Annotated in this window: 17 protein-coding genes and 2 tRNA genes; 1 reads left to right on the top strand and 18 read right to left on the bottom strand. The window is 51.5% G+C overall.

Annotated features, from left to right (window positions below; translation table 11 throughout):
• Positions 1–172: 172 nt before the first annotated feature.
• The 10 genes from VF575_05660 to VF575_05615 form a co-directional block, all read right to left on the bottom strand.
• Positions 173–248, bottom strand: a tRNA-Asp gene (locus VF575_05660).
• Between the two features lie 118 nt (positions 249–366).
• On the bottom strand, positions 367–1,476 hold the full coding sequence (locus VF575_05655) for a peptidylprolyl isomerase (protein HEX8183056.1): 1,110 nt from the start codon (positions 1,474–1,476) through the stop codon (positions 367–369).
• 5 nt (positions 1,477–1,481) lie between these two features.
• A complete protein-coding gene (locus VF575_05650) occupies positions 1,482–2,054 on the bottom strand; it encodes a PH domain-containing protein (protein HEX8183055.1) in 573 nt (190 codons plus the stop codon).
• A gap of 133 nt (positions 2,055–2,187) precedes the next feature.
• Positions 2,188–2,394, bottom strand: coding sequence for a hypothetical protein (locus VF575_05645; protein HEX8183054.1), 207 nt, complete (start codon positions 2,392–2,394; stop codon positions 2,188–2,190).
• A gap of 229 nt (positions 2,395–2,623) precedes the next feature.
• Positions 2,624–2,989 (bottom strand): type II toxin-antitoxin system PemK/MazF family toxin, encoded by a 366-nt coding sequence (locus VF575_05640; GenBank protein HEX8183053.1) that lies wholly within the window; start codon positions 2,987–2,989, stop codon positions 2,624–2,626.
• Complete coding sequence (locus VF575_05635) at positions 2,983–3,222, bottom strand: hypothetical protein (GenBank protein ID HEX8183052.1); 240 nt, start codon at positions 3,220–3,222, stop codon at positions 2,983–2,985. The genes VF575_05640 and VF575_05635 overlap by 7 nt, the downstream gene beginning before the upstream one ends.
• 161 nt (positions 3,223–3,383) lie before the next feature.
• On the bottom strand, positions 3,384–3,989 hold the full coding sequence (locus VF575_05630; protein ID HEX8183051.1) for a hypothetical protein: 606 nt from the start codon (positions 3,987–3,989) through the stop codon (positions 3,384–3,386).
• 60 nt (positions 3,990–4,049) lie between these two features.
• A tRNA-Arg gene (locus tag VF575_05625) sits at positions 4,050–4,124 on the bottom strand.
• A gap of 86 nt (positions 4,125–4,210) precedes the next feature.
• A complete protein-coding gene (locus tag VF575_05620) occupies positions 4,211–4,420 on the bottom strand; it encodes a hypothetical protein (protein ID HEX8183050.1) in 210 nt (69 codons plus the stop codon).
• A 139-nt stretch (positions 4,421–4,559) separates the two neighbouring features.
• Complete coding sequence (locus VF575_05615) at positions 4,560–5,063, bottom strand: nucleoside-diphosphate kinase (GenBank protein ID HEX8183049.1); 504 nt, start codon at positions 5,061–5,063, stop codon at positions 4,560–4,562.
• 143 nt (positions 5,064–5,206) lie between these two features.
• Between VF575_05615 and xerA the strand changes: the two genes are divergently transcribed.
• The gene (gene xerA / locus VF575_05610; protein HEX8183048.1) at positions 5,207–6,124 is read left to right on the top strand and encodes a site-specific tyrosine recombinase/integron integrase; all 918 of its coding nucleotides are present in this window, start codon (positions 5,207–5,209) and stop codon (positions 6,122–6,124) included.
• Between the two features lie 100 nt (positions 6,125–6,224).
• Here xerA and VF575_05605 read toward each other — a convergent pair whose 3' ends face one another.
• The 8 genes from VF575_05605 to VF575_05570 all read right to left on the bottom strand — a co-directional run bounded on the left by VF575_05605 (position 6,225) and on the right by VF575_05570 (position 14,732).
• Positions 6,225–7,280: a pilus assembly PilX N-terminal domain-containing protein gene (locus VF575_05605; protein ID HEX8183047.1), complete on the bottom strand. Its 1,056-nt coding sequence runs from the start codon at positions 7,278–7,280 to the stop codon at positions 6,225–6,227.
• Entirely contained in the window at positions 7,280–7,981 is a 702-nt protein-coding gene (locus tag VF575_05600) for a prepilin-type N-terminal cleavage/methylation domain-containing protein (GenBank protein ID HEX8183046.1), read from the bottom strand. Before VF575_05600 ends, VF575_05605 begins: the two co-directional genes overlap by 1 nt.
• Positions 7,981–8,889 carry a hypothetical protein gene (locus VF575_05595; protein HEX8183045.1) on the bottom strand — a complete coding sequence of 303 codons (909 nt, stop codon included), beginning with the start codon at positions 8,887–8,889 and terminating at the stop codon, positions 7,981–7,983. The genes VF575_05600 and VF575_05595 overlap by 1 nt, the downstream gene beginning before the upstream one ends.
• Positions 8,890–8,973: 84 nt before the next feature.
• Complete coding sequence (locus tag VF575_05590) at positions 8,974–9,891, bottom strand: prepilin peptidase (protein ID HEX8183044.1); 918 nt, start codon at positions 9,889–9,891, stop codon at positions 8,974–8,976.
• 80 nt (positions 9,892–9,971) lie between these two features.
• Complete coding sequence (locus VF575_05585; GenBank protein HEX8183043.1) at positions 9,972–10,460, bottom strand: type II secretion system protein; 489 nt, start codon at positions 10,458–10,460, stop codon at positions 9,972–9,974.
• 142 nt (positions 10,461–10,602) lie between these two features.
• Positions 10,603–11,814: a type II secretion system F family protein gene (locus VF575_05580; GenBank protein HEX8183042.1), complete on the bottom strand. Its 1,212-nt coding sequence runs from the start codon at positions 11,812–11,814 to the stop codon at positions 10,603–10,605.
• A gap of 18 nt (positions 11,815–11,832) precedes the next feature.
• On the bottom strand, positions 11,833–12,900 hold the full coding sequence (locus VF575_05575; protein HEX8183041.1) for a type IV pilus twitching motility protein PilT: 1,068 nt from the start codon (positions 12,898–12,900) through the stop codon (positions 11,833–11,835).
• Between the two features lie 20 nt (positions 12,901–12,920).
• The gene (locus VF575_05570) at positions 12,921–14,732 is read right to left on the bottom strand and encodes a GspE/PulE family protein (GenBank protein HEX8183040.1); all 1,812 of its coding nucleotides are present in this window, start codon (positions 14,730–14,732) and stop codon (positions 12,921–12,923) included.
• Positions 14,733–14,745 lie beyond the last annotated feature (13 nt).

Below are 14,745 nucleotides of genomic sequence, written 5' to 3'. Positions count from 1 at the left end.
ATTGACCGGATTAGCGCACGCCTGCGCCTCATGCTCGATGAAGCACCTGTGCGTGAAGCTTGCCGACGAACCAGCGATCTCTTTGCTCACTTCGTTCGCTGAGATCGCCGGTTCGAGTCCGTAGTGGGACATGCAATTAAAAAACTCCAACCGATGGCTGGAGTTTTTTAATTGGCGCGCTCGACCGGACTTGAACCGGCGATCTCCTCCGTGACAGGGAGGCGTGATAACCACTTCACTACGAGCGCATCTGGGTTATCGGTATTGCTGAGAGCACATGCGGCGCATGTACGGTAAACAACAGGGGTAATCATACCAAGCTATGGCACAAAAAGCAACTGTTGGCGTCAACATTAGGAGTGCGGGCTAGACTTTTATGAACCGGGTAGGCTTGGCCTGCTCTTTGAGTGGTTTGAGATGGGTAGATATATCCTGCAGTTTGAAGGATATATGGGCAGCCTGCACTTTATCGCCGGCGACTGAGATACTCTTCAGGATTTCAAGGTTGTACCCGGTTTCTATGACGTCTGAGGTTTCTCCGGGCTTGAGACGGAATAGCGCATCAACAATTTGCGGTGGCACGTCGCGGCTGGTTTTGCCGATTGCTGCCGGATAGGCGCCGCCCTTGTCCTTGGTGGTCGCATCGTCAGAAACCTTTGCGGCGACAGCCGCAAAATCAGCCCCGCCGCGTAGTTCGGCAAGTGCGTTGTCTGCACGGGCATGCGTCGCTGTGTCGAGCTCGGAGCCGACCTTTTGATATAGCAGCTGTGATTTGAGCTCACGTTTGAAATCAACGATTGACCAGCCCCAGAATTGCTTCAGGACGTCGGCCAGCATCTGGTCGTTGCTGCCAAGACGGTTCTGCGACTTAACGAGGGCGATCTGATCTTCGACTTCCCCGTTGGTGACGGTAATGTTGTTCTTGGCGGCTAGTTGTTTAACGTAGGCATCATCAATAACCTTTTGCAGAGAATCCTGCTTTAACTTCGTCAGATGGCGCCGACCCGATTCGTCCGCGAAGTTTTCCTTTTGCTGCGTTTCGTAGTAATGTGTCAGGTGGCGCAGCTCAAACAGATAATTTTCGTAGGATACAAAGCTGCTGCCGGCTTTGGCCACGGGGAATGGAATAACTCTGGTGACTTCGTAGACAAATGTCGAGGCCGATTGGAACTTGTACAGCGCCAGTCCGCAGTATGCGAAGAAAGCGACGACTGCTACTACTAGCAGCGTGGCAGACACTTTGAGAATGCGGTCGCGGGAGTGCTGCAGCGGGTAAATGTATTTGCGAGCGCTGCCGAGGATTTCTTCGCGGTGCTCGGCGATCGTCTCGTTGGTGATACGCGGCAGATCGCTCAGCGTCTCCAGCGGGCTACTCGACTTTTTGCGGCCTGGCAGCCGGCGTTTGACGGCATGTAGAACAGCCGGCCGTTTAAATTTCGGCAGCTTCAGTTTCGATGTGGAATTTTTATGCTTCATATAATTTAGGCATCCCCGGGAATTTGATCTTGCTGCGACGCGTCACCGGGCGCTGGATACGAATCAACTGCTACCCCACTATCACGCAGGATTTCCAAAAGCTTCTTTTGGATCTTGGCAGGATGGTGAATATCATGGATTATCAGGTCGCCGACAAATGTCTGCATTGTTATTGTACCAAATCCCAGCAAAGTTTCCTGCAGGCCAGCCACCTGATAGTTTACCATTTGTATCTGACCCAGCCCCATATCGACGACGCTACGGTTGAATAACCCCTTTTGGGTAATCTGTATCAGCCGCTGATCGGTCACGATAAAGACGCTAAAATGCCAGCTGATATACCACGGCATAAAGACGACGATACCCAGGACGATGCTCGCGACCAGGCTCAGGAAAAAGAAACTGACAGAGGGATAATTATCCGGCCGCAGGTACGTTAATGCCAGCGTATAGACCGGTCCGACCAGCCACATCGCCATGGCGATGATCAGCCCTTTGCGCATAACAACCGGATGTTTGCGAAAAACAAATAGGACTTCCTCGCCGTCAAATTGATCTTCGAAATATTTTTCTGCCATAAGCCGTATCTACAGACAGTATCTCAGATATCATCCGGAATATGAATAGCAAAGAGAGCCCGCTTGGGGCTCTCTAAATGGCCGTACCTCTGCCTGCCCTGAAGAGCGGGTCGTTAAGGATTAAGCGAATCTGTTACGGAGTCTGCTGGATGGAAGTCATATTTCGGTTGGCGAGGTTCAGTGCGTCGGTTGCCTTGTTCATGGCGCTAAGTGCCACAGCGAGTGCAATAGCAGAAGCGATGAGGGCTAGTGTCGATAGCAGTTTAGCTACATGTGAATTAGTGTGCGCATCCCGTACTCGGTCGTAGTCTCGGTCTCTTGTATTGTAGTCGTCTGCCATAATGGTATCTCCTTATTAGTTGGTAAAGAGATGATATGCCAGCATATGCCCAGAAGCAGTAAGATTTCTCACAAAATTACCCACTAACGGGGGTGATAAAAACTGAGAATATACTGAAATTTGTCATAGAAAGTATACGTGAGGCGGACGAAGCAGCATCCATGCAAGAACCAATCAGTTGTAATTTGCAGTTATGCTGTTGTCCACCTAACACTTATGCGTCATAGATCTACACATCCAATACGAGTCTGAGTCCGTCATCGATTTGAGCCATTACGCGTTTATCAATGCTGCCAATTGATTCTTGTAGAGAAGTTTTGTCGATTGTTATAATCTGCGAGACGCTGGCAACTGAGTCTTTGGTGAGCCCAGATTTGCTTTTCAGCAAACTGACGTTACCGGGGGCTTCGGCTAGTCGCATGTTGGACGTTAGGGCAATGACGACGACCATGCTAATTTTGCTGGCGTTAAACGCATCAGCCTGTACAACAAGCACCGGGCGTTTAAAGCTGGGAGCTGAGCCGCTTGGGTCACCGAGTTCAGCCCACCATAGCTCACCCCTTTTTAGTTTTCTGGCCGCGTTCTTTGCTACCATGAATTGTTTTTCAGTTGTGAGGCTGCCTGTAATTTGGAAAGCACCGGGTCAATTATGGTATCGTCTTGGCCATACACGGTGTTTAATTTTTCAGTTACCTTTTTATCATAATGCCGGGCCACATAATCGGTAATGGCATTGGCGTACAGCTCACTTCGGGACTTTCCCAATCGGGACGCCAGCTGCTCAGCTGATTGAAATAAACTATCTGGAATTGAAATTGCAGTTTTCATGTACATAGTATAACAAAAGTTATACCGGAAAGTCAATAATACCGCTCGCGGGGCGGCGTGACTGCAAACGAACTACAACTCGCCGAGCTTATGCTAAACAGGCACTAATTAAATGAGATTGCGGAGCTAGTCTGGCTGTATACACATTTGCCAGCCAGCAACTAATTACTAGCCGCGCCTTGAGAAGCATCAAATGTGATTGCCTGCAATGCTGGGATGGTGGCTGCTAGCTGCTCGTACGTCTCGCAGTGTCCTTCAATGAGTATGTAATCATTTTCTGACAGTGGCAGGTAGCCGTATTCCATGCCGCCGAGGAGTTTTTCTCCGCCAGGAGGTGTGGTAATCATGAATTGCTGTAATTGGTATGATTTTAGACCGTCGTTTGTCTGCAGCGTCACAGATACAGCATTACCCGGTGTAACTGCGCGTCCGTCACGTATGAGGTCAGCATTAGTTTTATCGTGCTCAGTTTTGTCGGCAGCAACACTACCTGTCTTACGTTGCATTGAGGTAAAACAACTATCTTGAATATCATGGAATAATGCCATGTCTTTCAGCCGTGTTGGACCTTGTCGCCAATCTGCTGCCCCATTGAAGGTAAACTGCGACTGAACATTTCTAGGCACCGCTTGATTGACGGCAGGAGAAGCTTGGGCCCGATTATTCTTTATCATTACTCCGGCGGATGATGCCACCAAAACGGTCAAAATAACAAGAGTTCCAATCGTATAACGGTTCAGTTTAATGTGGTTATGCTTTTTATTCATAATCTGATAGTACCACAGCTGTTATGCGGGTAGTATCGACGAGCCACCTAAACATTAATCTGGTGCCCCCGAACGGACTCGAACCGCTAGCTTCTCCTTAGGACGGAGTTGTTTTATCCATTGAACTACGGGGGCTGGATGGTTGCTACGACCGTATTATACTAGACAACAAAAAATTCGCCCCCTGTTCGGGAGCGAATTTGTATTCTATATAATGCTGGCTAGCTGCGCCGACTGTTCTGGCCGCCACGCTTTTGGGCGTCTTTGTCGATGCCGCCACCGCCGGAGCTGTTCTTGGTGACATTGCTGCTGCCGGTGCTGGCGCTGCGTGAGTTATTGCCGCCACTCGCCTTGCCGCCCATTGAGTGGATCTTATCTTTGTCTGTTTGGCTCATGTTGTCAGAACCGAGTCCTTGATTGCCTGTTGCCATAGTGTTGTCCTCCGTCTTTTACTTGTCTCAACGACTTATATTGACTGTGACTACCCGCGTCCGAATAGTACCCATTACTATAACCGGGCAATGTGGAGGCGACTATAAATTATCCCACTTCGGCGATATTTGGTGGCGATTATGACTTAGGCTGCGTGAACTTCTCGTGGACTGCCTGGTAGTCGTACATTTCAACGTCGCTGAACCAGTGGGCAATCTCCTGCTCGGCTTCTGCGGGATCGGCTGAAGCGTGAATGACATTGTTGACACTGCGGCCGCTGGCATCGGCGGCGCTGTAACTGACGTGGGCATAGTCGCCGCGGATGGTACCGGGGACGGCTGACTTGGGTTCGGTAGCACCGACCATTTTGCGGACGGTTTCGACGGCGTCGACGCCCTCAAGGACCATGGCGATTACTGGGCCTTCCAGCATGGTCTTGAGCTGATATTCAAAGATCTGGTCGCCTTTGCGTGTCTTGAGAGTGCCAATGCCTTCGTAATGCTTGTGGTAGTGGTCGTAGTCAGGCTGCAACATCTTGGTACCGACGATTTTGAGGCCGACGCGTTCGAAGCGAGTGATGATTTCGCCGACGATGCCACGCTGGACGGCATCTGGTTTGAAGACTATAAGTGTTTTTTCCATACGGGGTGAGGTTCCTGATTAGTTTTACTGATTTTAACAGAATACGTGTGAGATTTCCACCGCTGTCGAGCTTATGATTCTATGGAGGGGCACGAGATAAGCTGCTGTCATTACGTCGACAGCCTGCGCTATACTTAAGCAAGATGAAATATAACAAAGCAATCGTAGATTTCCTGGAATATCTCGAAGTCGAGCAAGGCCGATCACAAAAGACGATCGCCAACTACGATCATTATTTGAGCCGGCTCAGCGATTTTGCTGGTGATATCCAGATCAGCGATATCGACCCGGAGCTGATCCGCAAGTGGCGGCTGTGGCTCAACCGGCTGGGCACCAATGTGTCTGACGAGCTGCAAAAGAGCACTCAAAACTACCATCTAATAGCCCTGCGTAGCTTTCTAAAGTTCTGTGCCAAACGAGACATCCCTGCGCTGCCTGCCGACAAAATTGAGTTGGCCAAAACTGTCCGCAAACAAGTGACGTTCCTAAATCCGGAAGAGTTGGAGCGGATATTCGACCAGCCCGACATACGAACCGAAGCTGGACTGCGCGACCGGGCGATACTGGAGCTGCTGTTCAGCAGCGGACTGCGCGTATCTGAGCTGGTAGGGCTGGATAAATCTCACATCAATCTCAAGCGCCGGGAGTTCATGGTACGCGGTAAGGGCCAAAAGGACCGGCCGATATTCATCAGCGACGCAGCGGCCGAGTGGCTGCAGGCCTACATCGACAAACGGACAGACAGCACCAATCCGCTGTTCGTCCGCTACGGCGGCCGCAAAACGGTTGATTTATCTGGAAACTATCATCGGCTAACAGCTCGGAGCGTGCAGCGGCTGGTCGCTCACTATGCCCTGCTGGCCGGTATCACCAAGCATGTCAGCCCGCATACGCTGCGGCATTCGTTTGCGACTGATCTACTCATGAACGGCGCTGATCTACGCAGCGTACAGGCCATGCTCGGGCACAGCAATATCGCGACGACCCAAATATACACCCACGTTACCGATCCGCATCTCAAGAAAATTCACGAGAAGTTTCACGGCACGCACGCCGATTAATCGGCTCATACCTTACTTACGTCCATCCGCGCGTTTATGCACTCCCGTCACAAATAGTCTTAGGCAATGAACGAAAGTCTAATCTACAAATATATCAAAGTTATCGACACATCGGGTTGCGCGTATCCTGGCCGGTCAAGCCAGCGGGGATAGTAAATGCAGCGGGACTAGCCTCAAAGCGCTTGCAGATCGAGCTACCTGATTGCAACGCGAACTCTGGTACGTTCGTCGACGAAGTGAACGGTATGCGCACCTGGATGCGGCGCAGGACATCCTGGGCTTTGCCGGTGGCATCGATTTGAACTTGGGCGTTTTTGAGCAGTACACTTGTACCGCCGCGGCTCACCGTGACGTCGACTGAACCATCCTCGTAGAGTGCACTCAGTCGCAAGGCGTAATTATCAAAACCGGCCATATTGGCGATATCAACTTCGCAGATCTTTGCACTAGGCTGGCAATATATAGCGCGGACGGTGCCGTCGATACCGGCATCGGCGTAATTATGACTCGGTATACCCCCATTCTTTACGGGATATAGAAATATCGTTTTCTGTCGATTAGTCGTGTCCGCTCGGCTCAGACTATCAGTCGGCACGATATCCATTCGCAGAACGCCGTAGGGACAAACCCAGGCTGAGCTTTGCGGGAAACCATCATTTGCATCATTAGGGCACTGAGCTATCTCAGCAGAACTCGGCTCGTTCAGAGCCGACCACTTGATACGCATCGTATCGATGCGTCCACTGTCAGGGTTTATTGGCAATACTACCGAGCGGCCACTGGCCGTCAGCGGGCTGACGAATAAATTTTTGAGCTTGCTGGTGACCAGCAGGCAGGTGTAGGATACGGCGGTGTCAATTTCTGGAACAGCAGTATACCCCTCGCCCATTTCGCAGTTTTCCTTTTCAGTGACGCCGAGACCATTTGCAAGGTCATCATTAATTTTTTGGCGGGCATCATTGACACCGCTTTCGGCCGCGAAGAAGGCCTGCGAACTGAGCTGGCGGTCGAGCGACTGGCGCTGCTCGCGGCGAGATACCTGGGCAAATCCTAGGACAATCAGGCTGATGACGAACATCATAATTACAGTAACTAGAATGGATACCATACCGGCCTGGTTTGTGGATTTACTACGTCGAAGTGCTTGGTTTGCCATTAGTTTACTCGTTTCCTTGTGGTTGTTGTTAACTCTGATACTGCACAAAATTGTGAACCGATCGTTGAGCGGCAGGTAAGATCAGACATATTGTTGTTCACGCCAGCTAATGAATTGGGGTTAGTGCAGTCACCTGTTGTCGATGGACTACAGAGCAGATCGTCGTCACCATAGGCAACACGGACAGTAACAGTATACATATCATTGACCTCGACGATGTCAAACTTGAGCAGCCTCATACGCTCACCGAGCAGTTCGCGCGGGTTTTCAACTGTTCCTGGGAAATTTGCCGCCGCTAGAGACAATGGTGGTGTTCCAGTATTACAGCCGGAAAACGTATCCGTCACCAACGCATGGTAGCTCTGGTGAGCCGCTGCATTCGGGCCGTCGTCAATCACTTGTTGATTCAATTTGTAGCTGTAGCGCTTTGCGCCAATGCAGTACCCGTCGTTTGTGCCAAATTTACTGAAGCTGCTGCCATTGAATTGCAGCGAACGATTGACCTCATCGATCAGCGCCCGCGTCGTCGCCTGCGTCGAGCTTGATATGACGCCTTTGTAATACTGGCGGCTGAACTGCAGTACAGCCGCTGTAATAACGATCAGCATTACCGAGAACACGCTGGTGGCGATCAGCAGTTCAATGATCGTGAAGCCAGCCTGCCTGGTGCGTGTAGATTGATGCGAAGACAACCTGTTCATTATACGCAGTTCCGCCCCTCATAAATTTTTAGCTGTACGCTGCCCTGTCGGTTTGATCCGCCGAGCGTTATCAATCCGGACTGGTCTGTGGAACCACTATTGAAGCAGATTTGAATGCCTTTGGACGGATTGACGACGGCTGCCGGGAAGCCGGCAGCATTTATAAGGCTGCCATTTATCTGTCTGACCCCATTTGCAGTATCAACGGGAGCAGGATTAGATGGAATGGCCACAAGGTCTAACTGCTGCGACGGATCATCATCAGCCAGACTGTTCAGTCGTGAACTAAAACCGAAAGCACGAATATTGTTCGTAGCGACACCGTCGTAATACATCTTCGATACTGTCAGGCCATAGAGTAGCTTGCGCTGCTCAAATGAGTCGTTTGGTACACTAGCCGGCTCACCTGCGGCCCGTGCCACAACCCGGGCTTTCGCTTCGGCTAAATTCCTCCCGGCCACACTGCCGGCACCGCTTAGTCCGACTACTGTGTATTCATTGAATACCTCTGGATCAGTGGAGGGCGTTACGCCAAACTGCATGATTTTACCGAGGAATATGCAGCCTTTATTGGTTCCCTGTTCGGCGACTCCAGATGTCAAGCTTACGCCGCCGCCGGGGCCGCCTGTCTCACATTTGATCGATCCATCATTTGGATAATAGCCGCTGCCGACGTCGCTTATGACGCGTTGCATCTGTGTTTGTACATCGCGGATGGACTGGCTAAAGTACGTTGCGTTCTGCCTGCCATTGATCAATGCAGCGGCACTCGCGAAAAGTGCGCTGGTGACGAGCAAAACAATCATAGTTTCGACAATCGTAAATCCAGCGTCCTCGCCGGCAGACACGCGCTTATAGTGCCGGCTCATTCCCCCGGAGAGCGATCGATAGAAAAGACTACGCTTCATGTCTATAAGTATACCATAAGCATGATAAACATTTTGTCCAGAAAATAGCAAAATAGCTTAGCATTTTTGTGCGTTAAGCCGCGGCTACAACGCGAGTTGGTTCGTGTACCAATCGATCAATCGGGCGCCCCACAGCATGACAATAATTGCTCCAGCCATCAGGAACGGCCCAAACGGTAAGTGACTGCCCCGGTCGGCTCGGCCGACTGCCAGCAGCGGAACTGCGATAATCGTTCCGATCAGTGAAGCGGTAAATATCAGCAGCAAGGCATTGCCTGGTCCGCCGACCAGAAGCCCCAGCAGCGTCCCAAGCGTAATGTCGCCGCCACCTATCCATTTGCTGATACGCGTGCCGTCATCTAGCTCGATTTTGGGCGAAAATGTGTATAGTAAATAGAATAGGCCTCCCCCAATCAGCGCACCGGCAACGGCGTTGCCCAATGTCTGCAGGCCGCCGCCGTAGATAGTCGATACGACAACCGTTTGCAACAAGGCTAGCCCAATCAGCGGCAATACAATGCGGTGTGGCAGCTCGTACCAGCGTAAGTCATACAGACTAAGCGCCACAAACCCGACCAGGAACACGAGCCACAGACAGAATACGAATAACCCTGCTCCGCTCAGCGGCATCGGCCAGAACAGATATGACACGACGAACAGCAGTGGCGTGACCAGCTCCGGCAACGGCGTATCCTGAATTGGCTGGCCGCAATAGCGACAGCGGCCACGCAGCCATAAATAGCTAAAAACAGGGATCAGATCCTTGGCTGCCAGCTCATGGTAGCAGTGCACGCACATGCTACGTCCCTTGGTGATCGACAATTCGTCTGCAGTCAGCTGCCGTTTGCCGCGGAGTTTGCCCGCGACTGCCTGGACGGCTTTACTAACAATTCCCTGCTGCTTTTGCTCAGCAATTTCGGCTTGCTCGTGGAACCGCCAGACAAAGGCATTGACGAAGCTCCCGAAGCAGATGCCGAGCAGGAGTAATATAACTATAACCATTACGGATATAGTAGCATTTTATGTGAGTACATTAAAACAGGCTCCCGGAAGAGCCTGTTTTAATGAGTATGTTGGTAATATTATGAACCGGACTCAACACACTGTAACTGATTGGCGCCACCTGTTTCTACATAGTATAGCGCGACTAAGCTTCGTTTGCTGGCATTAGTAGCGGTTGCTGCAGAAGCTGTAGAGCATTTTGCGTAGTTAGCCAAAACGACCGAGTCAAGGCCAGCTGGGCTTGCCGGTACAGCTGGACCGGTTTGAAGACTAAACGCTACTCTTGTGCCGTCAATCGTACCAAGTTTAGCATTCGTTAACCAAGGCGTTGTAGTACAAGCACCGGCACCACAGCTAGCAGGATACTGACCACCATTGTTGTTCGTATACTCTGACATTGCACCGAGGATGTTCGAAACATCAGTTTTACGGGCAGTGTTACGTGAATTACGCTGTAAAGACGGCACGGCTAGGAATACGATAAGCAGGATAAGACCAGCAATAGCTAGGACGATCAAAACTTCGATGATCGTGAAACCTTTTTTATCTTTAATGTTGAATTTTGACATTGCAAATGCCCCCTTTGCGTTGTGTTATTAGCTTATGCTTAAAATAGTACATAATTGTTGATTAAAACGCAAGCGTTTTACGAACCGACCGGTGATGAGGCCATGATAGGCAGTGCTATGTTATCCACCGCCATCGATGCGTCTATACAGTAAACGACTTGCCAGCCAATCCATACACCGGTAGCAGCACGGCAGCCACGATGATGAAGGCTACGATACCGAGCACCACCATGAGGACTGGTTCGATGATGGTCTGGACGTTTTTGATCTCGTTGTCGACTTCCTTTTCATAGTAATCGGCCGTTTTGACAAGCATTTGCTCGATCGAACCCGACTGCTCGCCGATACGCAGCATGTTCGGAAGCAGCGGCAAAAAGCTCGGATCACCATCTATTGAGTCAGCCAGCGACTTACCGCCCTTGACCTTTTCGACTGCTTTATCGATCGAACGCTTGACGTGGATATTGTTGACGGCGTCGCCGGTGATGTCCAGCATCTGCAGCAGCGGCACACCGCTGGATACCAGCGTTGAACCCGTCCGCGAGAACCGCGCCATGTACATTTTCATGAACAGTCCCTTTATGAGCGGCGAACGCATCTTCAGCTTGTCGAAGACTTCCCGGCCAGGACCAGTATTGGCCCACTTACCCAGCACAGCCGACAGCACCACAGCGACGATGAGTACTATCCACCAGAATTTACTGAGAAGCGCTGACAGCGCCAACAGTATCTTCGTGACAAGTGGCAGTTCGGCGCCTGGAAAGCCGTCGTAGAGCACTTGCACCTGCGGCAGCACCTTAACCAGCATGAAGCCCATCACGATCGCCATAACGACCAAGACGATCAACGGATAAATCATGGCACCGCGGACTTTACTGACGATGTCAGCGTCCTTCTCCTGCTGATCGGCCAGCCGCACCAGCGACATATCAAGCGTACCGGACACCTCACCGGCAGCAACCATGCTGATGTAGACTTTGTTGAATACTTTCGGGTGACGGGACATCGCCGTCGATAACGTCGTGCCGGCTTCGACATCGGCTATAACTTTGCCCGACACTGCCCGAAGCTGCTTATTGGTTGTTTGCAGATTGACATTGCGCAGACTTTGAACGAGCGGCAAGCCGGCATTAATCAGTGTTGATAGCTGGCGCGAAAATAGCACCCGGTCCTTAGCGGATACACGGGCGAACCGGTTCGTAGTTGTAGCAGATTTGCCGAGCTTGATGTCGACAGGAACTAAACCTTCCGACCGGATCAGCCGGATTGCGGCCGCTTCACTGTCGGCTTCGACATCGGACGATACCTTTTGTCCGGTCGAAGGATTACGGGCAACGTATTGATAATTTAACATGTCTTTACCGTCATCTCATTAACTCCTCATTAACCGATCCAGCTCATCGATATCGACAGCTACCAGGCGGGCCTCATCATAGGTGATAGTGCCAGCGTGGATCAGATTGACCAGTGTTTTATCCATGGACTGCATACCGAATTCGGCACCGGTCTGGATGACAGCATCGAGCTGATGCGTTTTGCCTTCACGGATAATATTACGGACAGCTGGCGTCGCAACCATGATTTCGGCTGCTGCGACTCGGCCGCCACCGATCGTCGGCACCAGGCGCTGCGAAACGATGGCCGTTAGGATGTTCGACAGCTGTGAGCGGATCTGTGGCTGTTGGTGCGGTGGGAAGACGTCGATCATACGGTCGATACTCTGAGCAGCGCTATTGGTGTGCAGGGTTGCAAATACTAAGTGGCCTGTCTCGGCAATAGTAATGGCGGAGGCGATGGTTTCCAGATCGCGCATTTCTCCGACCAGCACGACATCCGGGTCTTCACGCAGCGCGCTTCGTAGTGCAGCCGAGAAGGAATATGTGTCGTAGTGAACTTCGCGCTGCACGATAACCGACTTGATTGAACGGTGGGTATACTCGATTGGATCTTCGATGGTGATGATGTGGGTGGCGCGTTCGCTATTGATCTTGTGGATCATGGCTGCCAGTGTCGTCGACTTACCGGAGCCGGTTGGGCCAGTCACCAGGACAAGTCCGCGCGGATAATCGGCAAACTTATTGACGATCGGCGGCAAGCCGAGCTGCTCGATGGTCAGGATGTCGTTGGTGATAAGACGAAGCGCCGCAGCCAAATTGCCTCGTTCGTGGAAGGCGTTGACGCGGAACCTACCGAGATCACCAAAGGCGAAGCTGAAGTCGAATTCCTTGTCTTTGAGCAGGATTTGTTTCTGGTCCTCATCGAGAATTGAGAAGATCAGTGTCTCAATGGTTTCGTCGTTGAGCGGGCTCATGCCAGACACCTGCGCCAAAGCGCCGTCCACCCGAATCATCGGTGGCAGCCCAACCTGCAAGTGAAGGTCGGAAGCTTTTCGTTTGATAACTTCTTCGAGTAATATTTCGATCCGTACTGTTTCTGCCATATCTATATCTCCTGGTGAGCTTATGCTATATCAGTTGCCGCGACGCGGTTAACTTCGTTGATAGTTGTTTTTCCGGCGAGTGCTTTCAGATAGCCGTCTTCGCGCATGGTGACCATTCCCTGCGTTTGGGCCACTTTCTGAATCTCAGAACTGGTCGACCGTTTGAGGATCAAATCCTGAATCTGATCGGTGACGCTGAACACCTCGTAGATGCCCATACGTCCCTTATACCCATTCGGCTGGCCAGGACCATCGATGCCCTTGCGTAAAGTATAAGCGCTATCGTCCTTCAGTGGCAAGTTTTCGTATCCAATATCTGCAGATACTTTGGCGCGGTCGGCTTCTGTGGCTGGCAGCAGATGGCCGAGTACCTTGTGAATTGCCTCTGTTTCGGCTTTGCTGGATTGATATTCTTCAGACTCGGCACCAATCCGTCGCACCAGCCGCTGGCCGATAACCGTATGCACCGTGCTGGCGATCAGGAACGGCTCGATACCCATATCGAGTAACCGTGGCAGGATGCCGGCTGCGGAGTTGGTGTGCAACGTACTAAACACTAAGTGCCCGGTCAGCGATGCCTGCACTGCCAGTTCGGCAGTTTCTTTGTCACGGATTTCCCCGACCATGACGATGTTGGGGTCCTGCCGCAGAATACTGCGCAGTCCGGCTGCAAAGCTCAGGCCAACATCACCGTTCACCTGGATCTGATTGATTCCGGACATTTTGTATTCCACTGGGTCTTCCAGGGTAACGATGTTAACGCTATCGTCTTTGACTTCCTGGAGCAGCGCATACAGTGAGGTCGACTTACCGGAGCCAGTTGGTCCGGATGTCAGGATCATGCCGTTGGTCTGCTTGAGACCTTCCCGGATCATGCGCAAACTACGGCCGGCGTAGCCCATGTCTTCCAGGTGCAAGCTAGTGCCAGACTTGTCGAGTAGACGGATAACCACCTGCTCTCCCCACACCACCGGTGATACCGAGATACGAAGGTCAATGTCACGACCAGCCACCGATATGCTGAATTCACCGTCCTGCGGCACACGGTGTTCGTCAATCTTCAAATTGGCTAGGATTTTGATACGTGACACCAGCGGCGGCTCAGTTGACTTCGGCAGCTTCATAATTTCCCGTAGCACGCCGTCGATCCGGCAACGAATCTTGAGCGCGTCCTGAAGTGGCTCGATATGCACGTCGCTGGCGTTGTGCACCGCGGCGAACTCGAGGATTGATGACAAGGCTTTACTGATTGGTGAATCCTGCACCAGCGTCCGGATGTTCTTCTCAGCCGAGCCACCGTTGTCAGCGACTTGCTGCGCAGTTTCGGCGGATGTCATAGCCACTGAACTCTCTAAGCCACTGATGGCACCTGCCATATCGTTGGATATGTTCGAGACGTATTGATGCAGCACCTGGCGAATGCCCTCTTCGGAGGCGGCGTAGACTTTGAGCGGTCGGCCAATTTTATTGCTCAGGAAGTCGACAGCCTGCACATTGTCAGCGTCAAGCATAGCGATAACCATACGGTTCTGCATTTCACCAAGCGGTACCGCCATATAGCGCTCAGCGATGTCCTGCGGTAGCAGCGCCAGAATCTTGGCGTCAATCTTTGTATCGCTCAGATTTACGTATGGCACCTTGTTAATATTGGCAATAATCTTTGTCAGCGCTTCGTTGCTGACGTTTTTTTTCTGCACCAAAAAGCTCAGTAGCGGCACATGCTGAGCATCGGCTTGCACCTTCAGATCGGCCAAGGCTTCGGCAGTCAACAGTTTGCTTGATACAAGACTATCTTCTACCTGTTTTTGATTGGCCGCAGACAGGACGTTCATACGCTACAGTCCT

It is taken from the genome of Candidatus Saccharimonadales bacterium, assembly GCA_036388415.1.
Taxonomy (GTDB): Bacteria; Patescibacteriota; Saccharimonadia; order Saccharimonadales; family UBA4665; genus UBA4665.
The sequence above is the reverse complement of the archived record's forward strand: the minus strand, read 5'-3'. Positions and strand labels throughout refer to the sequence as shown.